General features: G+C 66.7%; 15 protein-coding genes, 1 tRNA gene and 1 pseudogene. 9 read left to right on the top strand and 8 right to left on the bottom strand.

The features are described from left to right. Positions 1 to 372 precede the first annotated feature (372 nt). Positions 373 to 2,706 (top strand): transglycosylase domain-containing protein, encoded by a 2,334-nt coding sequence (locus QSK21_RS28330; RefSeq protein WP_285700338.1) that lies wholly within the window; start codon positions 373 to 375, stop codon positions 2,704 to 2,706. A 7-nt stretch (positions 2,707 to 2,713) separates the two neighbouring features. Here QSK21_RS28330 and QSK21_RS28325 read toward each other — a convergent pair whose 3' ends face one another. Then, the gene (locus QSK21_RS28325; protein ID WP_285700336.1) at positions 2,714 to 3,178 is read right to left on the bottom strand and encodes a GatB/YqeY domain-containing protein; all 465 of its coding nucleotides are present in this window, start codon (positions 3,176 to 3,178) and stop codon (positions 2,714 to 2,716) included. A gap of 180 nt (positions 3,179 to 3,358) precedes the next feature. Between QSK21_RS28325 and QSK21_RS28320 the strand changes: the two genes are divergently transcribed. After that, positions 3,359 to 4,255: a metallophosphoesterase gene (locus tag QSK21_RS28320; protein ID WP_285700334.1), complete on the top strand. Its 897-nt coding sequence runs from the start codon at positions 3,359 to 3,361 to the stop codon at positions 4,253 to 4,255. A 79-nt stretch (positions 4,256 to 4,334) separates the two neighbouring features. After that, positions 4,335 to 4,408: transfer RNA gene (locus QSK21_RS28315), tRNA-Pro, on the top strand. A 324-nt stretch (positions 4,409 to 4,732) separates the two neighbouring features. Here the strand turns inward: QSK21_RS28315 and QSK21_RS28310 are convergent. From QSK21_RS28310 to QSK21_RS28300, 3 genes are read right to left on the bottom strand one after another with little or no spacing between them, the layout of a single operon-like run. Beyond that, the gene (locus QSK21_RS28310) at positions 4,733 to 5,329 is read right to left on the bottom strand and encodes a DUF6082 family protein (protein WP_285700332.1); all 597 of its coding nucleotides are present in this window, start codon (positions 5,327 to 5,329) and stop codon (positions 4,733 to 4,735) included. 42 nt (positions 5,330 to 5,371) lie between these two features. Further along, on the bottom strand, positions 5,372 to 5,968 hold the full coding sequence (locus tag QSK21_RS28305) for a DUF6879 family protein (RefSeq protein WP_285700330.1): 597 nt from the start codon (positions 5,966 to 5,968) through the stop codon (positions 5,372 to 5,374). Beyond that, positions 5,965 to 6,204 (bottom strand): hypothetical protein, encoded by a 240-nt coding sequence (locus QSK21_RS28300; RefSeq protein WP_285700328.1) that lies wholly within the window; start codon positions 6,202 to 6,204, stop codon positions 5,965 to 5,967. The genes QSK21_RS28305 and QSK21_RS28300 overlap by 4 nt, the downstream gene beginning before the upstream one ends. A gap of 509 nt (positions 6,205 to 6,713) precedes the next feature. Here QSK21_RS28300 and QSK21_RS28295 point away from each other — a divergent pair. Both QSK21_RS28295 and QSK21_RS28290 read left to right on the top strand, forming a co-directional pair. Beyond that, positions 6,714 to 7,034: a hypothetical protein gene (locus QSK21_RS28295; RefSeq protein ID WP_285700327.1), complete on the top strand. Its 321-nt coding sequence runs from the start codon at positions 6,714 to 6,716 to the stop codon at positions 7,032 to 7,034. Between the two features lie 421 nt (positions 7,035 to 7,455). Beyond that, positions 7,456 to 7,647, top strand: a pseudogene (locus QSK21_RS28290) (IS701 family transposase); the annotation flags it as partial. 175 nt (positions 7,648 to 7,822) lie between these two features. Here the strand turns inward: QSK21_RS28290 and QSK21_RS28285 are convergent. The 4 genes from QSK21_RS28285 to QSK21_RS28270 form a co-directional block, all read right to left on the bottom strand. Beyond that, the gene (locus QSK21_RS28285) at positions 7,823 to 9,229 is read right to left on the bottom strand and encodes a HEAT repeat domain-containing protein (protein ID WP_285700326.1); all 1,407 of its coding nucleotides are present in this window, start codon (positions 9,227 to 9,229) and stop codon (positions 7,823 to 7,825) included. A gap of 207 nt (positions 9,230 to 9,436) precedes the next feature. After that, entirely contained in the window at positions 9,437 to 10,762 is a 1,326-nt protein-coding gene (locus QSK21_RS28280; RefSeq protein ID WP_285700323.1) for an EcsC family protein, read from the bottom strand. Positions 10,763 to 11,063: 301 nt separating this feature from the next. Then, positions 11,064 to 11,540, bottom strand: coding sequence for a DUF4352 domain-containing protein (locus tag QSK21_RS28275; RefSeq protein WP_285700322.1), 477 nt, complete (start codon positions 11,538 to 11,540; stop codon positions 11,064 to 11,066). Between the two features lie 139 nt (positions 11,541 to 11,679). After that, complete coding sequence (locus QSK21_RS28270) at positions 11,680 to 12,612, bottom strand: exonuclease domain-containing protein (protein WP_285700320.1); 933 nt, start codon at positions 12,610 to 12,612, stop codon at positions 11,680 to 11,682. Positions 12,613 to 12,742: 130 nt separating this feature from the next. Between QSK21_RS28270 and QSK21_RS28265 the strand changes: the two genes are divergently transcribed. The 4 genes from QSK21_RS28265 (at position 12,743) to QSK21_RS28250 (ending at position 21,470) form a co-directional block, all read left to right on the top strand. Continuing rightward, complete coding sequence (locus QSK21_RS28265; RefSeq protein ID WP_285700319.1) at positions 12,743 to 14,908, top strand: N-6 DNA methylase; 2,166 nt, start codon at positions 12,743 to 12,745, stop codon at positions 14,906 to 14,908. Positions 14,909 to 14,988: 80 nt separating this feature from the next. Further along, positions 14,989 to 16,992 (top strand): type I restriction-modification system subunit M, encoded by a 2,004-nt coding sequence (locus QSK21_RS28260; RefSeq protein ID WP_285700318.1) that lies wholly within the window; start codon positions 14,989 to 14,991, stop codon positions 16,990 to 16,992. After that, a complete protein-coding gene (locus QSK21_RS28255; protein WP_285700317.1) occupies positions 16,989 to 18,311 on the top strand; it encodes a restriction endonuclease subunit S in 1,323 nt (440 codons plus the stop codon). Before QSK21_RS28260 ends, QSK21_RS28255 begins: the two co-directional genes overlap by 4 nt. Before the next feature lie 3 nt (positions 18,312 to 18,314). Beyond that, complete coding sequence (locus QSK21_RS28250; protein WP_285700315.1) at positions 18,315 to 21,470, top strand: type I restriction endonuclease subunit R; 3,156 nt, start codon at positions 18,315 to 18,317, stop codon at positions 21,468 to 21,470. Positions 21,471 to 21,519: the final 49 nt, after the last annotated feature.

Below are 21,519 nucleotides of genomic sequence, written 5' to 3'. Positions count from 1 at the left end.
ACTAGTTACTTCTCGTTGACGCTCGAGCCGTCTCCGTGGTTGACACCAGACCAAGGACGGCTCGGACGAACCCGTCGAACCAGTCGAACCGGTCGACATCGCCACGTCACGGTGACTCCGCCGCAACGGTGACGGCTCTCATCGTCCCGCAACGGGAGCGCCACCGCCCGGCAAACGAGCAATCCGGCCTGGACGACGGCGCCGCCACCGCCCGGTTCAAGCAGCTTCGTTATGAGACGCGAACTTGGAGCGTTATACAGGGCGTTCTCGAACTCCGCCCGATCCGTCACGATGCGATGTGACGCAGGGTGATGTGCGGTACCGCCGAACATGCACCGTATGCACTGGTCGTCCCCGCGTACGCTAGTGCCCGTGCTGGGTGCTAACGAGGATCGGCTGCGGGCCGCGTCGACGCTGATGCGGCTGCTGGGAGCGTGCGTCGCCGCGGGGGTGCTCGTCGCGCTCATCGCGCTTCCCGGCGTCGGCAGCGCGGGGCTCACCGCGCGGGACGCCGCCAACAACTTCGAGAACATGGACGGGGAGCTGAAGACGTCGCCGCCGTCGGAGAAGACGGTGCTGTACGACGCGAACGGCAAGGAGATCGCCCGGTTCTTCGACAAGTACCGCGAGTCGGTCTCTCTCAACCGGGTCAACCCGATCATGCGGCAGGCCATCATCGACATCGAGGACTCGCGCTTCTACCAGCACGGCGCGCTCGACCTCAAGGGAACGATCCGCGCGCTGGCGTCCAACGCCAACTCCGAGCAGACGCAGGGCGGATCGACGCTCACCCAGCAGTACGTGAAGAACCTCCTAGTCGACAACGCCAAGACCGAGGCGGAGTACCGCGACGCCACCGCACCCACCGTCGGGCGCAAGCTACGCGAGCTGCGTTACGCGCTGGACCTCGAACAGCGCATGACCAAGAACCAGATCCTTGAGGGCTACCTCAACGTCGCGTACTTCGGCGCGGGCGCGTATGGCGTGCAGGCCGCGTCCAAGCGGTACTTCAGCAAGCCCGCCTCCGACCTGAACCTCGAACAGGCCGCGTTGCTCGCCGGCATCACCCAGAACCCCACCGCGTACGACCCCATCCGCAACCCGGCCGCGGCCCGGCAACGGCGCGACACCGTCCTGTACCGGATGGTGCAGCTCAAGCACATCACCAAGCAGCAGGCCGACGCCGCCGCCGCCAAGCCCATCGAGCTCAACGAGACCAAGCCGGTGGGCGGATGCGAGACGAGCAAGGCCCCGTACTTCTGCGAGTACGTGAAGTACGACGTGCTGCAGATCCTGTCCGGCGGCAAGTACTGGCAGATGACGCCCAAGCAGCGGCAGGACATCGTCAACCAGCTCAACCGCGGCGGCTACTCCATCCGCACGACGCTCGACATGAAGGCCCAGAACGCCGTCGACCGCGCGCTGCGCAGCAACGTGGCACCGTCCGGCAACCGGGTCGGCGCGGAGGCGATGGTGGAGCCCGGCACGGGACAGGTGAAGGCCATCGGCCTGAGCAAGCGGTTCGGCGCGGGCAAGGGACGCACCACCCTCAACCTGCCCGCCGACTGGGCGCACGGGGGCGGCAACGGCGTGTCCGCCGGGTCCACGTTCAAGGTGTTCACGCTCGCGGCGGCGCTCGACGAGGGCATCCCGGTCAACACGTCCTTCAACTCGCCGGAGACGACCACCGTCAGCGGCTTCCAGCCGTGCAAGTACACCGGCGAGTACAACGGCAAGGAGGTCAAGAACGCCACACTGGGCGGCGGTCAGTGGCGGGTGTCCAACGCGGGCGACAGCGAGGCCGGCGTCTTCGACCTCAAGACCGGCACCTGGCATTCGGTCAACACCTTCTACGCCCAGTTGGAGAAGCGGGTCGGGGTGTGCAGCGCGGTGAAGATGGCCGAGAAGTTCGGCATGAAGCGCGCCAACGGCAATCCGCTCCTGCCCGTGCCCGCCCAGGTGCTGGGCACCAACGACATCGACATGGTGCACCTGGCCGCCGCCTACGCGGGCTTCGCCGCCCGCGGCAAGTACTGCACCCCGGTCTCCGTCATCGAGATCGTGGACTCCGAGGGCAAGAAGCTCAAGGCGCCCAAGTCGACCTGCCGCCAGGTCGTGGACGAGGCGGTGGCCGACAAGGTCAACGAGATCCTGCAAGGAGTGCTGACGAAGGGCACCGCGACGGGCCGCGGCATCGGACGTCCCGCCGCCGCCAAGACCGGCACCTGTGAGATGCACACCTGCGCGGTGTTCGCCGGGCACACCCCGAACCTCGCCGCCGCCACCGCGTACTGGGACCCCCGCAGCCCCTGGGAGTACCCGGTGTACGGCGTGTACGGCGCTGACACCCCCGGCGCGATCTGGCAGCAGAGCATGCGCGCCGCCCTGGCCGGTGAGCCCGCCCCCGGCTTCGCCCGTCCCACCCGCGACTTCGGCGACACCATCCGCGTCCCGGACGTGAGGGGCATGTCGGTCGCCGCGGCCACCGCCCGCCTGCGGGCCGCCGACCTTCAGGTACGGATCGCGCCGCGTCCCGTCGAGTCGGACGAGCGGCGCGGCACCGTCGCCGCGACCTCACCGGACGCGCAGACCGAGGTCGGCCCCGGCACCACCGTGGTCATCTACACCAGCAACGGCCGCGGCGGAGGCAACGGGCCGGGCCGCCCAGGCGGCCGGCCCGGCTTCCAGTGGCCCTGGGAAGACTGACGCGGGCTCAGCCGCCCGACGCGGCGAGCTGCCGCTTCACCTCGGCGGCGACCCGTCCGCCTTCGGCGCGGCCCGCGACCTTCGGGTTGACGGCCTTCATGACCTGGCCGATGGCCCGCGGACCCGTGGCGCCCGTCTCGGCGATCGTTTCGGCGACCAGGGCACCGAGCTCCTCGTCGGTGAGCTGCGCGGGCAGGTACTCCTCCAGCACCGCGCCCTCGCTCCGTTCGGCCTCCGCCTGAGCGTCCCGGCCGGCGCCCTCGAACGCCGCCGCGGCCTCCCGGCGCTTCTTGGCCTCGCGGGTGAGCACCGTGACGACCTCGTCGTCGGACAGCTCCCGGGGCCGCTCGCCGGCGACCTCCTCGTTCCGGATCGCGGTGAGCGCGATGCGCAGGGTACGGGTGCGCACCGGGTCGCGCGATTTGATCGCCGCGACGAGATCGGTCTCCAGCTTCTCCTTCAGGGCACTCATGCGCACAATCATGCCCGCCAGGCCCCGCAGGTCTCACCAGGATTACCGGCGTACGCGGCACTGCCCGACTCTGGGAGCATATGAGTGTGTCGTTCTCGTCCACCGGCCGCCGGTGGCCGGAGCCCGCCGCGGCGGGACGGACGAGAATGACGACCAGGGTCCGGCCTTGGAGGGAGAACCGTGCGAAAGACCTACGCCATACCCCTGGGGCTGACGGGCGCGGGCGCGGCCACGTTCGCGTACGCGTCGCTGCTGGAGCGCAACTGGTTCCGGCTGCGCCGCTACGACGTTCCCGTGCTGGCCCCCGGCCGGCCCTCGGTCAAGATCCTGCACCTCTCCGACGCGCACCTCACCCCCGGACGCGCCAGGCTGATCCGCTGGGTCCGTTCACTGGACGCCCTGGAGCCCGACCTGGTCGTCAGCACCGGCGACGCCCTCGCCCACCGCGACGCGATCGGCCCGTTCCTCGAAGCCCTCGGCCCCCTCCTCGACCGTCCCGGCGTGTTCGTGTACGGCTCCAACGACCTCTACTCGCCGATCTTCAAGAACCCCACCCGGTACGTCTGGCGTACCAGCAAGTCCGACTACGACCGGCGCCGCCGCGAACCCGACCTCCCGTACCGCGAACTGGGCTCCTCCCTCCAGGCCGCGGGCTGGCTCGACCTCAACAACCGGATCGGCCGCCTCAAGGTGGGCGAGCTCGACATCGAGTTCGGCGGCATCGACGACTCCCACATCGACCGCGACCGCTACGACCAGATCGCCGGACCGGTCGACCCCCAGGCCGACGTCCACCTGGGCGTCATGCACTCCCCCGAGCCCCGCAACCTCGACCGCTTCGTGATCGACGGCTACGACCTCCTCCTCGCCGGCCACACCCACGGCGGCCAGGTCTGCCTCCCCTTCTACGGCGCCCTCGCCACCAACTGCGGCATCGACCGCCCCCGCGTCAAGGGCCTCCACCGCCACCGCGGCGCCTGGCTCCACATCTCCGCCGGCCTGGGCACGTCCCCCATGGCCCCCATGCGCTTCTGCTGCCCACCCGAGGCGTCCCTGCTCACCCTCGTCCCCCGATAATTGATGACGCAGCACCCTGCGACATCCGCTAAAGTGGACCAGGCGCCGGGAGAACGTACGTCTCCCGGGCAGCCACCACCGGGGTGTAGCGCAGCTTGGCAGCGCGCTTCGTTCGGGACGAAGAGGTCGTGGGTTCAAATCCCGCCACCCCGACCCAGGTCAGAGCCCTAGCCCGATGATCGGGCTAGGGCTCTGAGTGTCTAAGTGAGCGACTAGCCTTCCTCCGCTTCCCCGTCCGCCTGGGCGAGCCAAGGCCGGGCGGTGCACATCTGTAACCAGGGAGGAAGCTGCACGATCCAGTCGCCGAAGTGGTCCCTTTCGGGGACGGTCAGGGCGAGCAGGGCGCAACTCACGGAACAGGACGCCTACCGGCACAGCAGCCACATGCTGCGCCGGTTCCTGCCGGGCCGTCGCCCGACGTCGCCGCTCATGGATCACCGGTTCCATGTGCCCCCGGGCGGTGCGCGTGTCGGCACCCTACGGGGTGATGGTGTCCGTGTACGCCGCGTCCACCTCGGCCGTGAAGGTGTCCTCGGCGTCGTCGCCTTCGGTGATGGAGACACGGGACGGGCGGCTTCGGGACCAGAAGGCACGCATGTCCGGGCTGGTCATGAGGAACCGTAGGGCGCTGCGGAGTTCGGGAAGCTCGATCGTGTGGGTCTCGTAGGCGACCTTCTGGAGGTTGAGGATCAGGTTGCAGTAGTGGTCCTTGCGGGTCGTCTGCTCCCCGGGTGCAGGGGCGGGCCAGACCGAGCGGAGCTCGCTGTCCTCGATGGCCATCTTGATCAGGTCGGTGTGCAGCTCGCGCATGGCGAGTTCGCTGCCGCGTGCCTGTTCCTCCTGCGCGATCCTCAGCTCTTCACGTTGGTTCCGCAGCTCGCGGCCCTGCATCAGGAGCGTGGCCGTGATTCCCAGGAAGGCCGCACCGGAGAAGAAGACCGCGACCGGGCTGACCGCCTGGCCGATGTCCGACCAGCGCGCCAGCTCGTCATCGTCCATCCGGAGCAGCAGGAGAACCGGGACGAGGACGCAGAGAAGCACGATGACGAGCCCCGCGATGATCGCGAGACTCATGGGCAGGACCCGTCGCAATCGGCCTGTCATGACACCGCCGTGTCAAATGCGAGATTTGTGCGAAGTGTCGTTGAGGGGATGTACCCGCTCACCGCGGGCGCGTAGATCGGTGGCGATGTCGAACAGTCTGTACAGCGTCTTCGGGTGATGGGTGACCCAGCCGCCCGATTGATACCCGACGGGGCCGGGCCCGTAGTCGTGGATGAGGGCGGTGTGGGCGTCGAACAGCAGGAAGTCGAAGTAGCCCTCAACAGGAGAGGGCGGCACGAGGAACTCGATGTTCTCACCCAGCCGGCTGCGCACCTCGTAATTGATCATCTCGTAGCGCAGGTAGTCGGTGAGCGGGTAGGAGAGCAGCCGTATCCGGGTGAACTCCAGATTCCTCGCGCGCACGTCGTCGCGAAGAGGCTGGTCTCCCATCGCCTCCTCTTCCAGGAGGCGGCGGGCCAGCGCGGTGTCGCCCGCCTGGAACGCCTCCTGCGACCGGACCCCGTCGGCCTCGCGGTAGGACTGCCAGCACTCCAGCTTGAGGAAGCGCCGCTCGGTGCGCGCCCAGGCCGCGCCGAAAGACTCCAGGAAGCCCTCCAAGGGCAGCCGCTCGCTACCGTCCAGTGCCCACGCAGGCGGTCGATGCATCATTCGTCCGGGATATCGTTCTTCGCGGCGATGAGGGTGTTACGTGTGATTCGAACGATCCGTTCATTAGGTGCGCACCGGGCGTCTTTCCATGGATTTTTACCGAGTTCCTCGGTAATGTCGACACCGATGACCGCGAATGCACCGTCATTAAGTGTGAGGATGTCAGGGGAACCGGTCGTCGAAGTCGTGTCACCGCGCTCAGCGGGAGCTTTGCCGAGCCGGCCGATCACCTTCATGAGAACCTCCTGGATAGACCGCGCGGTCGATCCTACCCCGTTAACTGCCAGGGAAACGCCGGTTCACGCTCATGACCGCATCGGGACAGCCGATGCTTGCCACAACAGAAAATCGACTCAAATTGCGGAAGACCATAACCGCACAGCCGATCATCCGAATTCACGGCCGGGTCCCCACAGAGACCCCGATGTGCGCCTCATCGACGTGCACTACAAGCCCCTTGAGCCTTGCGAATCGAGAGCGCATTAATGAGCAGGGCGGTGTCAGGCTGCACGGTGCAGGTTGCTGATCTATAAGTCGAGCAGCTTGAACCATTCGCCGGGGGCGTCCTGGTAGGGACGGCCACGGTGGCAAGGCGCGGTTCGCGGAACGGATCGCCCTGCGGGCACAACAGCGGTGAGCGCACCCATTGCCTGGTGGCGCGCGAACACCGTGGTCTCCGTCAGCAGCAGCGGGCTGAAGACCCGCTCCATCCGCCCCCGGATCGAGGTGGCCGAGGAGGTGAACGATGAGCCAGAAAGCCCAGCAGGAGTCCATCCGGGTGGCTGTACCCGCTCAACACGTCATGGCCATTTACCGGCTGCTCGCCGAGCTTGAGCAGGAGCCCGACGCCCACGCCAAGCCCGCGGGAACGAACGACGTCCCGGTGGCATGGGACGCCGACAAACTGGCCGGCACTGAACTGAACACCACCAAGACGGTCACCCGCATTCTCGACGTCCTCTGCCAGGAGCTCGGCAAGCAGTACGACATGCAAGACCTGGTGAAGGCCCTGTCGATGAACTACCACAGCCTGCGCGGGAACCTGGCGGCATCACCCGCCACCTGAACACGCACTACGACAGCGACACATGGCCGATGCACGTCGTCAAGTTGAGCGGTGGCACGACGCTCTACAGCCCCGATGCCGCAACGGCTGCTCTCTGGAAATCGGTCCGCGGCTGACCAGTCGCCCACACACTCAGCCAAGGTGACGCGCTGACAGGTCAGCGCAACGATGCAGGGCGAGCAGACCGAGCAGCTGGACCTCTACTGCATCAGGCGTCCGCGAGTTGCATCGGCATGCGACGAATGCACTTCCTTGTAGTTTTCCGCTGTGCCACTACCGAACTTCAGCTACACTCTGGATCGCGCAGGGCTTTCCTTTGCGCCCTATCTGAGCAAGACTTAATTTGAGGTCACCTCCGTGTCCGGCGGCGCTGACCCACCTGCCCGGCAGGTAGACAGTACTTCGCCGACCTGGTCTGGATCGCCGGAGCACGCTGACGGATCGAAAACGTTTCCAACAGGCCAAGAACGAGGCTGGCCTGGACCACTACCAGGTCCGCAGCCGGGAAGCCTGGTACGCCCACATCACCGTGTCGATGCTCGCGCACGCCTGGCTGGTGGTCTCCCGATCCCCGGCCATGAAGGGGAAACCGGCTCCGGCGAACCGAACATGATCGCCTTCACGCTACCGGAGATCCACCGCTTGTTGATCAAGCTGGTCCTGCGAGGCGTTCACACCGCCGAACACGTCTGGCACTGGTCGACCCGGCGCCGCAGACGCCAGCACCAAGCCCGCCTCAGCCACTACCGGCGACGCGGCTACCCACTCACCTATATGCCGTTGCAGTACTAGTCGAGTCCTGCATACGTGCGACATTCGGCCTGCTGGGACGGAAGGCCCCAAGCGCTTAGCAAGAGCATGAAGTTGCCCCAGCGCCAAGTGTCGTCGCCCATCTCGGCCAGTGTTCGGACAGCGCGCTGCTGCGGTTCGGTCAGTTCGGCAAACGGTGGCAGCGGTCCGCTTCGCGGTTGCCCGAACACATGTTGCAGCACCGCCTCGGCCGTGGGGAAGGCGTCGGGGCCGGAGCTGAGCGCAAGCCCATCGAGCATGGCGCCGAGAAGCCTCGGATGCGTCCGCTCCTCGATCGCGGCGAGGGTGATCGTCGCGAATCCGCGCAGGTTGCCGTGTAGATGACGGATCCGGGGTTCGGAGTCCTCGGGAGGCTGGACGGCGGCCGTCTCAAGCACGTCGAGGACGTCGGTGTCGGTGACGTCCAGGCGGGCCAGTGCGATCGCGGAGGCGTAGCGGAGGAGCGGGTCTTCTCCAGCTAGGAATGCGCGGAATCGCGGTACGAGGGCATGGCCGGACAGCAGGCCCGCTGAGATGATCGCGTTCGCCGCCACTCCGGAAACGACACCCGGCTCCAGCAACTGCCTCAGCGCGGGGAGAGTGCCGGTTGCCTCCTCCGGGAACCAGCCCAGTGTGTAAGCCGCAGCCGCCTGGATCTGCGGGTCAGGATCGCCCAGCAGGTCGCGCAGTGTGGGAACGGTGGCGCGGACGGCATCGTACGCACCGAGTTCGGCTTCGGCGCTGCGCAGATACTCGTCGTGGTCGTACATGGCGCGGCGCATCGCACGGACTCTGCGTTCGCCCTCGTCGGCGGCCTCCGCGACCCACTGGTCGAATCGGCGCAGCTCTTCTTCGGGGTCGGCGGTACGCATCTGCTCGATGCCCGCGCGCCATCCTTCGATGTCGACGCCGTTCGGCAGGTACGCCTCGTCGTAGCCGATGGCGATCGCGGAAAGGAGGTGCACTATGTCGGCACGGTCCTGGATCTGGGGGGCAGCGGCCAACGCGGCCAGGAACGGCACGGCATGCGCGGTCGCCTCGTACCGGCTGCCCTGGTGGAAGATATTGCTGTACAGCTCGTGCCCGGCCTTGTCGCGCTCGTCGGCCGACTCCGAGGCGAGCGCCCGAAGCAGATCGGGCACGTCCTCGGCCGGGCCGTAAGCGTGCTCCAGGCTCGCCCAGTGAACCTCGTCCAACCCCGCAAGCGGGTCGTCTTTTCTGACGCTCATGGCGGGCGATTGTGCCAGCCGGTACCGACGCTTGACGGCAGCGAACCAGGGGGCCGGCGGCAAGCCAATCCCTTTTCCAGAGATGGCTGCCAGATCGCGGAGGTGCGTGCGCCCGGAGGCCACGTCGGGCCGGGTGGAGTAGAGACCGATTCGCGTGCCAGCCGCGCCGCCGTTCACCAGAGCGAAGATTGGGTCATGTCGCTCCGCGAGGAGGAGGGCGCAGCCGAAGCGGGCGATGAGGCCCGCTTCGCTGTGGTGCTTCTGGCGCAGTTGCGTGAGCCGTACGGCGAACTCCTAGCGGCGGCTTGCACGATCGGAGATGACCGCCGCGATCACCGGCAATGCGACCGCGACCGACCACAGGATCGCCCGGTTCCCCATCGGTCACGACCGGTCGCCGTCGACGAACCCGTCCTCGTGCGCCGGCACCACTATGGGCGCCGCCCCGGGTTCCTGCCGCACTTGGACGAGCAGCCCGGTCGGACGCGACTTCCCGGGGCGGACAGGGCATGCGGGCAGGACGGCCCGGCTCTCACCGCCATGCTCTCCGGGGAGTGGTCCCCGTGGCGCCACGGCGGGCACGTCCCGTTCGCCGCTCATCGGGCTCCTACTTCGTTTCGGCATCCTCTGCCAGGCATTCGGCATCCGCTTCGCTGGCGATGTTGCCAGTCGGGCGGGCAGCGGGAGGTCGTACTTCTCAGCGAGGAAGAGCGTCTGAGCGTAGAGACGAGCTTGCTTCGCGACATCTCCGATGACCCAGGCATTGGTTCCCGCCGATGTCACGATCGAGACGACAGGGATCCCCTTGGCCACTTTGCCGACGGGAATGTGAGAACCGTTGGTCCACTGCTTCATCAGCTTCTCAAGAGCCGCGATGAGCCTATGATCGTCACGAAGTTTCTTGCTCCACTTCTTGCGGCCCTTGATGGCGGCGGCGGCGAGGTTCGCGTTGCGGCTTGTGGACGCCTTTGGAACCTGTGCGCCAAAGGATCGCGTCACCATCCGTCGCACGACGTGCTGAAGTTCCGGGTCGGTCGGATCGAAACCGTAGGCATAGCAAACGTGAGTCGCGATCGCCGTCGCCAGCACCTGCATGACGAGAATGTCAGCAGAGATCGCCACCGCCCCACCGGCGACCGGGACGAGGGCGAGGGCGCCGAGCGCCGCCCCCTCGGCGGCTCCAAGGGAACGCCATTTCAGTACCAGGTTCCGGACGACCTCATCGAGTTCGGCGAGGTCCAGTCCACGAAGGTCTTCCAGTGACGACACATCGCGACCACGGCTCCGATGGAAGTCGATGACCTTCTGCGGATTCGTGAGATCCACCGCCCAGTCGTTGGCCAGATCGACCAGTCGGACAGCACTTTCTACGGCCGGAGCGAGCACGGTGTCGGCTGCACGTTCGCCGATGGCCTTGACGGGCTCGGGGGTGGCTTCCACGACCGCGGTCCCCGCGCGTCCCAAGACATCTTTTGTCTTCACTCCGGCGGCCTCGACGGCCGCCCGGGCCTTCGCCGGCATCAACCGTCGCCGGTCGGCCTTGCGCTGCCAGTGGGTCTCAAGCGCCGCCCAGATGCGCGCTTCGTACGGGGACATTCGCAGCGCCGCCGATGCCGTTGCCAGGTTGCTGTCCGCGTCAGATGTGGGATCGTCCAGAACAGGTGGGTCGGTGGTTTTGCTGATATCCATTGAATCCGAAGGGTCCTGCATGTGTTCTCCTTCGCGGGAGGACGGACGGGCAGACAACGCCGGCGTCCACTGGCGAAGACTATGACACGACGTGCCATCCATCTTCTGAGGGTTGCCGGCTTGTGACGGCCTGAGATCGGTTGAACTCGGATAGAAGTAAATGTTGAGAACCTCGAGTCGAACGCCATGCGCGCTACTTAGGCGGCTGGTAGACGTGGTGCCGCGTCCTTGACGGCCGTGCGATCACATGCCGAAGGCGATGACCTGGAACCAGGGCGTGGCTGCCTCCGCTGAGACGGGCCACCTTTCCGAATCCGCGTGTTCATGAAGCGACCTGGGCGCGTGCCGCCTCGTCGAACAGAGGGTTGGTCATCGAGACGGTCTTGGGCCGGAAATCGCCCTTCGCGCATACGAGGCCGGTGGTCTTCTCGCCCGGGGCGAGCTCCATGGTGGCGATCTGGCCCTCGTACTCGCCGAGGGCGGAGCTGCTGTCGTGCTTGGTGTTCCTGGTGTCGGTGATCGAGAAGTAGAGCGGGTTGACCTCGAGCTGCTTCTTGGTCCGGTTGGTGACGGTCACCTTGACGCAGGACAGGGCGTCGCCGTCGCTCAGGACGCTCTTCTTCGCGCGTGCCCGCTTGGCGGTGAGCTTGATCGGGAACGTCCTGCCCTTGGCCGCGCCGCTGCTCTTGCCCGCCGGCTTGCCGGACTCGGCCGGCTGGACGGCGACCGGGTCCTGCTCGATGGCGCAGCCGGTGGCGAGGACGGCGACGGCGCAGAGGCCGATGATGATCTTGCGCATGGGGTGCTCCTTTGTGTCCGGGCGCGTCCCCGTAGGGCGCGCCGCCAGATGGGGGGCACCGCCGCCCGCTGGTGCTGGGCTGGTCGGACGGACGGCGGTGCGTATCGAGCGGAGGTCGGCGGGCCTCCGCCGGGGCTGGTCAGTTCTCGGCCTCGGCGAGGAGCTCGTAGAACTCCTCGTGATCGATGACCGTGATGTCGTGGCCGGAGTCGCGGAGCCGCTCCGCCTTGGCGAGCTTCCCTGTCTTCTGCGCTCCGGGGGCGAGCTGGTGCGGCTGGACGCCCCCGACCACCAGCAGGTCGACGGACTTGGTGACGGTCTGGGACGTCCAGGCTCCGAGGGCCGCGATCCGTCCGGCGGCCGCCGCCTTCGTCATGGTCGGCAGTGATCCGGTGAAGCAGACGGTGAGGCCGTAGAACGGGTTGTCCGGGTCCGCGTTGGGATCGGTGTCCGGGAACGGCTCGCGGCGTGTGGCTCCCAGATACCTGCACCCCTGGCGGACACCGCCGCGGTAGGAGCCCATCCGGATGCTGTGGACGGCGAGAAGGTGAGCAAGGGTGGCCGTTCCCTGCCGTCTCAGCGCGGCCAGCATCACCTCGGCCGCGGCCCGCGCGTCGTCAAGGGCGTCATGGTGGCGGCGCACTTCGAGGCCAAGCGCGTCGGAGAGCACCGGCAGCTTGTAGGAGAGCAGGCCGGTCCAGGTACGCCTCGCGACCACGAGCGTGCAGGCGAACCGGAGGTCCGGAATGGGGAGGCCGCTCGCCCTGCACGCGTCGGCGAGAACCCCGATGTCGAAGGCCGCGTTGTGCGCCACGAAGGGCATCTCACCGGCGTACTCGACGATGCGCTCCAGCGTCTCCGGCCAGCGGGGGGCGTCTCTGACGTCGTCCGCCGTGATGCCGTGCATACCGACGTTGAACGCGTCGAAGTGGTCGTGTCCGTCCGGGGGCCTGATCAGCGATGACCACTCCTCGACGATCTGCCCTTCCTTCACCTTGACCAGTCCGACCGAGCACGGGCTACCCCGCAGGGAGTTCGCCGTCTCGAAGTCGATCGCCACCCAACTCGTCATCAGTCGCTCCTCACGCCGAGCCGTTGAAAGCACGACCATGGAAACATCGAATGAAAGCACTGTCAAATCACTTCACTCGGTTGGATGGTGTACAGTGGCAACGCTCCCGAAAGCTGACAAGGATGTACGGATGGCATCGCAGAGTGAGCGGCTCACCGCCGCCGAGATCTCTCGGCTCGCCGGCGTGACGCGGGCGACCGTGAGCAACTGGCGTCGGCGTCACCCCGACTTTCCGCAGCCCATCGGGGGTACGGAAGCCAGCCCCAGCTACGACAGGCGGCAGGTCGAGGCATGGCTCGACGCGCGCGGTCGCCTCCCCGCACGTTCGGCCAGAGACGACCTCAGAGCCCACCTGCGCGGACGCACGCCGCGCGACGTCGAGGCCGTGGCGCTGTTCACCGCACACCTGGCCCGGCTGGACCAGGACGGACGAGGCAGGATCGCGACGCTCGACGACGCCCGATTGATCGAGGTGCACGCGGGCGCGGTCTCGTCGTCTTCCGGCCCGGTGAAGCCAAGCCTTGCCGACGTACCGGCGGCACTCCTGCGGTCGGCGGCGAACGTGACGCTGAACGAAGGACCCCTCGCCGTCTTCGACGTGCTCGACGAGCATTCCGAAGCACCGATCGGCATCCGCGGCCTGCACCCGACCCCGCAGCCGATCGCCGACCTGATGGCCGACCTGGCGACGACGGGAGGCCATCGGGTGCGCAGCGTTCTGGACCCGGCGTGCGGGGGCGGACGTCTCCTCGGCGCGGTGGCGGCCAGGCTTGAGCCGGGCGCACGCGTGCACGGCCAGGAGTACCGCGCCGTCACCGCCGCCCAAGCCAGGACGCGCGTCACCGAAGAGTCGCCCAAGACATTCGTGGACGTCCGGACCGGAGACAGCCTGCGCGACGACGCCTTCCCCGAACTCCGCGTGGACGCCGTGGTGTGCAACCCGCCCTACGGAGACCGCGAGTGGGGACACGACGAGCTGGCGTTCGACACGCGCTGGGCGTACGGCGTACCGCCGCGTTCGGAGCCCGAGCTGGCCTGGGTGCAGCACGCGCTGGCGCATCTGAACGACGGAGGGCAGGCGGTCCTGCTGCTCCCGCCGGCCACCGCGTCACGGCCGTCCGGCCGCCGGATCCGCGCGGAGCTGCTCCGGCAGGGAGCGCTGTGCGCGATCATCGCGCTCCCGGCAGGTCTGGCCGCGCCTCACCACATCGGCCTTCACCTGTGGATACTCCGACGTCCAGAGGCCGACCGCCCCAGCCGCGGCCTGGTCCTGCTGATGGACATGGCCGACCGGTCCGCCACCACCGCGGCCCCGGCGCCCGACCGCCCGAGTGCCCGAAGGGCGGTCGGGCCGACCCCTGGAAGGTCGGCCCCCCAGGACCGAACCCGCCAAGGCAAGGCCGCGAACCAGGACACGCTCCCCGAGACGATCCGCGACACGTGGGAGGCGTTCAACGCCCCGGCCGACTTCGCCGACATCCCGGGCACGGCCCGCGCCGTGCCCGCGATCGATCTACTGGACGAACTCGTCGACCTGTCACCGGCACGGCACGTCCGCTCCGCACCGGTGATCAGTCCTGACGCGGCCCTCCGTCACGTCACCGAACTCACCGAGCGTCTCGGGGCGCAGGTGGCGGCCATTGCCGAGGCGAGCAGGATCGGGCCGTGGACATCGGCCGGCGAGGCCGGTCGCACCTGGCGCAGCGCCACCGTCGCCGACCTGGCCCGCGGCGGGGCGCTCGCCGTCCATCGCGGCGTTCGGGCTTCTCTGGCCGATGCCCCGCCAGCCGATCTGGCGGACCGTCCCGTCCTTCGAGCACGCGACCTGATCGGAGGGGTGCCCGCCGGCGGCGACGCACGCGACGTGCCCTTGGCCGACCCGGTCACCATCAAAACGGGGGACGTGCTCCTCACGCAGGTCGTCGGCCCTCAGGGAGTCGCGACCCGCGTGGCCGAGGAGGACGACGCCGGATGCCTGCTCGGGAACGGCGTTGTCCTGCTCCGGCCCGATCCCGGACGGCTCGACCCGTGGTTCCTCGCCGGTTTCGTCAGCGCGCCCGACAACGTCAGCCAAGCCACGACCGGCACCTCGACGCAGCAACTCGTCGCGTCCCGGTTGCGCGTCCCCTTGCTCCCGCTGGACGAGCAGACCGCTTACGGCCAGGCGTTCCGGAAAGTGCACGACCTCAGGACCAGCGCGCGGAACGCGGCGACGTGCGCCAACGAGATGGCCGACTTCATAGCCACCGCCCTCAGCGGCGGAGCACTGCTTCCCCATGAAGCCGAGTCGCCATGAGGACCAGCGCCACGCGGCTCCGGTGGACCAGACTTGATTAGCCCTTGCCCCGCGGACAGCAACACCAGGAAGGGAACCCCTTGAACCCGAGCAAGCACACCGAACTGGTGAATCACGCCTGGTCGGTCGCAGACCTCCTGCGCGGAGACTTCAAGCAGTCCGAGTACGGCAAGGTCATCCTGCCGTTCACCGTGCTGCGCAGGCTGGAGACCGTCCTGGAGCCGACCCGGGCGGCCGTCCAGGAGACCGTCGAGCGGTTCAGGGGCAAGGACATGGACACCGACCGGTTTCTCCGCCGCGCGTCGGGCCAGTCGTTCTACAACGTCACCGGCTACACCCTCGCGAAGATCGCCAACGATCCGGAGCACGCGGCGACGAACCTCGCCCAGTACATCGCGGGCTTCTCCCCGAACGCGCGCGAGGTGCTGGAAAAGTACGAGTTCGCCCAGCAGATCAGGCGCCTGGACGGCGCGAACCTGCTCTACAAGGTCGTCGGACGCTTCGCCGACCTGGACGTCCGCCCCGAGGTCGTGTCCAACCACGCCATGGGCTACTTCTTCGAGGACCTCATCCGGCGCTTCTCCGAACTGTCCAACGAGACGGCCGGTGAGCACTTCACCCCGCGCGAGGTCATCAAACTGATGGTCAACCTGCTGGTGGCGCCGGACTCCGACGCGCTCAGCGTCCCCGGCGTCGTCCGCAAGGTGCTGGATCCGGCGTGCGGCACCGGCGGGATGCTCAGCACGACTTATGACTACATCACCTCCCTCAACCCGGACGCGACCGTCGAGGTGTACGGGCAGGAGCTCAACCCCGAGTCCTGGGCCATCTGCCGATCCGACCTGATGATCAAGGGTCAGGACCCGGACCACATCGCGTTCGGCAACTCCTTCAGCGATGACGGCCACCGGGGCGCCAAGTTCGACTACCTGCTGGCCAACCCGCCGTTCGGCGTCGAGTGGAAGAAGGTCAAGGAGGAGATCGAGCACGAGTACGAAACGCTCGGCGAATCCGGGCGCTTCGGGGCCGGGCTGCCGCGCATCAACGACGGATCGTTCCTGTTCCTCCAGCACATGATCTCGAAGATGAAGCCGCGGGAGGCCGGCGGCAGCCGCATCGCGATCGTCTTCAACGGCTCCCCGCTGTTCACCGGCGCCGCCGAGTCCGGCGAGTCCCGCATCCGCCAGTGGATCATCGAGAACGACTGGCTGGAGGCGATCGTCGCCCTGCCCGACCAGCTCTTCTACAACACCGGCATCTCGACGTACTTCTGGATCGTCACCAACCGCAAGGACCCCGACCACGAGGGCAAGGTCGTCCTGCTGGACGCCCGGGACTACTGGCAGAAGATGCGCAAGTCCCTCGGCGACAAGCGCAAAGAGATCGGTGACGGCCAGGACGGCCGCCCCGACCACATCGCCGAGATCACCCAGCTCTACAGCGAAGCCCTGGACGTCGCCAACGACCCCGAACACCCGCTGCACGGCAAGGTCAAGGTGTTCCGCAACCAGGACTTCGGCTACCGCCGCATCACCGTCGAACGCCCTTTGAAGCTCCGCTTCGAGCTGACCGACGAAACCCTGGCGGCACTTGAGGCGACCAAGCAGGTCCAGAAGCTCGGCTACGCGGAAGCTTTTGTCGACGCGGTGCGCCCGCTCCTCGGCACCACCTGGCCGACCAAGGCGGAGATGCTGAACGCTCTCATGGGCGCCGTCGTGGACGCCGGTCTCCAGTGGCCGCCCGGCGCCCCCTTCGCCAAGGCCGTCCGCGACGCCATCGGCGTCCGCGACCCCGAAGGCGAGGTCCAGTACGCGCGCAAGGGCGTCATCGAACCCGACACCGACCTCCGCGACTACGAGAACGTGCCACTGGACGAGGACGTCGAGGACTACCTCAAGCGCGAAGTCCTCCCGCACGTCCCCGACGCCTGGATCGACCACACCAAAACCAAGATCGGCTACGAGATCCCGTTCACCCGCCACTTCTACGTCTACAAACCCCCACGCCCCCTCTCGGAGATCGACGCAGAACTCAAGGTCCTCGAAGCCGAAATCCAAACCCTCCTCAGCGAGGTGACCGAATGAGCGATTTGCAGCCAACAACTCTCGGTTGGGCGCCTTCCGTCCCGGCTCACTGGCGTGTGGTTCCGCTGAATTTTTACGCAACTATGGGAACCGGACACACTCCAGATCGATCGATTCCAGAGTATTGGAATAACTGCACAATCCCCTGGGTAACTACACCAGACGTAACACGCAGGGGAGACAGTCTGACGCCCCTGATGGAGACCGAGCAGCACATCAGCGAACTGGGGATGAGGAACAGTGCGGCTGTACTCCATCCGGCCGACACAGTAATGCTTTCCCGTACGGCATCAGTCGGATACAGTGTCCGAATCGGACGCCCTATGGCGACTACCCAAGCCTTCGTTACCTGGAAACCAGGGCCTGAGCTTGATGCCCGCTACCTACTGCTCGTTCTACGTGCAATGAAACAGGAGTGGGAGAAACTGGCGTATGGATCAACTCACCTTACAATCTACATGCCAGATCTCGAGTCTGTTCGCATTCCGCTTCCTCCACTAGACGAGCAGCGGCGCATCGCCGACTTCCTCGACGCCGAGACCGCCCGCATCGAAAAGCTAACCGCATCGCGAAGGAAGCAAATCAACGCCCTGGAAGAAAGAGAGTTGGCTGTCATTTCCGACATGCTTTCTGGAGGTGCTACCAGCGATAATGGATACCCCACTGATTGGCCATGGCTCCCATACATTCCGTCGGACTGGTCTATCGGCCCAGTATCTGCATACTTTTACACAGATCTTGGAAAGATGCTGAATTCCGAACGGTCAGAGGGTGATCATCAGCGCCCTTATCTGCGAAACGCCAATATTCATTGGTATGAGATCGATACGAGCGATGTTGCCACCATGAATTTTACGGCGGATGAGCGCAAGCGCTACTCAGTGCGCTCCGGAGATCTTCTTGTGTGCGAGGGCGGTGCTGGCGTGGCGGAGGCAGCCGTCTGGGACGGAAGGATCGAAGAGTGCTACTTCCAAAAGTCTTTGCATCGTGTCCGCCAGGCCGGCGAAGTGGCAGTGGAGTGGCTGATGTATTGGTTGCGACTGGCAAAGTATTGTGGGGTATTCGAAGCGGATGGGAATATCGCAACGATTCCCCACCTCACAGGCGAGCGGCTACGTCAGTGTCGGATTCCAATTCCTCGTAACGGTGAATCACTACTGCAGAAAACTGGGCGGACAATTAAAGCCATGGCCGAGGTTCGGGCGGCTTTGAACCAGGCTCAGGTTCTGCTGGCGGAGCGGCGGCAGGCGTTGATTACAGCGGCGGTTACGGGGCAGTTCGACGTTTCCACGGCATCCGGTCGTGGGGTTATGGAGTAGAACATGAGTCCGGTGCATGACGAGAGGGCGTTCGGGGACGCGATCGTCGCGGCGATGCTCAAGGGCGGCTGGCGGGAAGGCGATCCGCGCGACTACCGGCCCGAACTCGGGCTGGACACGCGGCAGCTCTTCACCTTCATTGGGGACACCCAGGGCGACGAGTGGGAACGCCTCGTCATGTTCTACGGAAACAGCACCGAGGCCGCGCAGCTCGGTTTCGCCAAGCGGCTCGACAAGGCGATCGCCGAGGACGGGGTGCTCACCGTCCTGCGTAAGGGCGTGAAGGATCGGGGTGTCCTGATCCGTCTCGCGTACTTCAAGCCGAACCTTGTGCTGGACGACTCCGTACTAAACGAGTACCGGGCCAACCGGCTGACGGTCGTGCGCGAGCTGGAGTATGCGACCAAGCAGGCCGACAAGGGGAACCGACTTGACCTGGCGCTGTTCGTCAATGGGATTCCGGTCGCGACGGCCGAGCTGAAGAATCCCCTCACCGGGCAAGGCGTGGAGCAGGCAAAGCAGCAGTACCGCAGCGAGCGCGATCCAAGCGAGCTGATCTTCCGGCAGCGGGTCGTGGCGAACTTCTGCGTCGATCCCGATCTTGTGTTCGTCGCGACGCAGTTGCGGGGTCAGAAGACGCGGTTCTTGCCGTTCAACACCGGGTCCGAAGGGCCGGGCCAGCCCGGCGGCGCGGGGAACCCGGCACCGGTCGAGCCGGGGACGTACGCCACCTCGTATCTATGGACGCGGATCTGGGAGCCGGACACCTGGCTGGACATGCTCCAGCGGTTCGTTCACGAGCAGAAGACCAAGAGCGCCGGTGGCCGCACGAGCAAAACGCTGATCTTCCCGCGCTTCCACCAGTGGGACGTGGTGAAGAAGCTCACCGCGCACGCCGCCCGTCACGGGGCCGGTCACAACTACCTGGTGATGGCGTCCGCCGGCTCGGGCAAGTCGAACACCATCGCGTGGCTGGCGCACCGGCTGTCGTCACTCCACACGTCCGTGAAAGCGGCGGACCTGGCGCCTGAGGCTGTGGCGAACGGTGTCGAGCCGGGGACGCCGGTCTTCGACAAGGTCATTGTCATCACCGACCGGCGGAACCTGGACGCCCAGTTGCGCGAGACCATCGGCGCGTTCGAGCAGACGGCCGGGCTCGTGGTGAAGATCGACGAGAGGATCGGCGCCAAGTCCGAGCAGCTCGCCAAGGCGCTGTCGCAGCAGTCCGGGAAGATCATCACGGTGACGTTGCAGACGTTCCCGGCGCTGATCGACTTCCTGCGGCGCAACCCGACCGAGATCGCCGGTCACCGGTTCGCGATCATCGTGGACGAGGCGCACTCGTCCCAGTCCGGGGACGCGGCCACTGCGGTCAAGGCCGCGCTGCGCGATCTGGGACTGGACGCCGATGACGAGGACGAGGGCGCCACGACGGTCGAGGCCAAGCTGGAGCACAGGGCGGCGCAGCGCTCGCAGGCGTCCAACCTGTCCTACTTCGCGTTCACGGCCACGCCCAAGAGCAAGACGCTGGAGCTGTTCGGGACGCTGGACACCGTGGACGGCAAGCCGACGTACCGGCCGTTCCACACCTACTCGATGCGGCAGGCGATCGAGGAGGGCTTCATCCTCGACCCGCTGCGCACTTACGTCACCTACGACACGTACTGGAAGCTCGTCAACAAGAACCCCGATGAGCGCGAGGTCGACCGGTCCAAGGCGAACACGCTGCTGGCGCGGTACGCGGTGACGCATCCCTCGACCGTCGCGCAGCACGCGAAGATCATCGTGGAGCACTTCCGGGCGCACACGCAGGGGCGGCTTGGCGGACGCGCCAAAGCCATGGTGGTGACCGCCTCGCGCAAGAGCGCGGTGCAGATGTCGCGCGCTATCAAGCAGCACATCGACGACATGGGATACGGCATCGGCGTGCTGGTGGCGTTCTCCGGCTCGCTCACCTATGAGAAGGAGGAGGTCACCGAGTCCAAGGAGAACGGCGGTCTGCCCGAGAGCGCCTTGCCCAAGGCGTTCGCGTACACGCGGGCCGACGACCTGACCACGCAGTCGGGCGGACACGGAAAGCCCGAGTACCGGATCCTCGTCGTCGCCGAGAAATACCAGACCGGTTTCGACCAGCCGTTGCTGACGACGATGTACGTCAACAAGAAGCTGTCGGGGATCTCGGCCGTTCAGACGCTGTCCCGGCTCAACCGCACCGCCGAACGCAAGAGCCAGACCGATCTGGCGATCGTGGACTTCGTCAACGACGCCGAGGACATCCAGGACGCGTTCCGTCCCTATTACGAGGAGGCGATGACCCTCCCCTCGGATCCGAACCTCCTCTACACCGCGCAGAGCCGCGTCATGTCGGCGCAGATCCTCGTCAACGCGGAAATGGACGAGTTCGCCCGCGCCTACCTCGAAGCCGAGGAGAAGGCCGGCGGCTCGACCGCGCGCTGGGAGAAGCTGCACGCCGAGCTGTACCGGCTGCTCGGCCCGGCCGTCGCGCGCTTCACCGCGCTGATCGACAGCGAGGACGAGGACGACCGCGAGACCGCCGAGGACTTCCGCGCGGACCTCAACGACTACGTGCGCAAGTACGGGTTCCTCTCGCAGATCGTCCCGTACCGCGACGCCGAGCTCGAACGCCTCCACCTGTACGGGCGGCACCTGCTCAACCGGCTCCCCAGGCGCGCCGACGGCGGTGTCGACATCGGCGAGGTCGACCTCAGCCATATGCGGGTGGAGAAGACCGGCGAGCACGACCTCAGCCTCGCCCCTGAGGGCGCCGCCGTGGTGAAGGGCTTCGGGGACGGTGCCGGCGGAGCCCAGGAGCCGGAGAAGTCGCCGCTGACGGAGCTGATCGAGAAGTTCAACGCCAAGTTCGGCACGGACTTCACCGAAGAGGACATCATCCGCCCGTTCGAGGAGGCGATGGCCGAGCCGAGGGTGAAGCAGGCCGCGGTCGCCAACAACGACCAGGAGAACTTCGGGATCGTCTTCGACAAGGTCTTCGAGGAGAAGATGATGGACCACGTCGACACCATCGCCACCCTCGGTGAGAAGTACTTCGGCTCGGACCCCGAATTCAAGTCGTCCCTCAACAGCCGGGCCCGCCGCGCGGCATGGCAACTGCTGCGGGAACAGGCCGGCGTCGCCTGATCGCTCGCCCGTCCGGCCGTTCGCCGAGCGAATCGGCGGGCGGCTGGAC

The organism is Actinomadura sp. NBRC 104412 (genome assembly GCF_030269515.1).
Lineage (GTDB): Bacteria > Actinomycetota > Actinomycetes > Streptosporangiales > Streptosporangiaceae > Spirillospora.
Note: the sequence above shows the minus strand (reverse complement) of the source record. Positions and strands in the feature narration are given on the sequence as shown.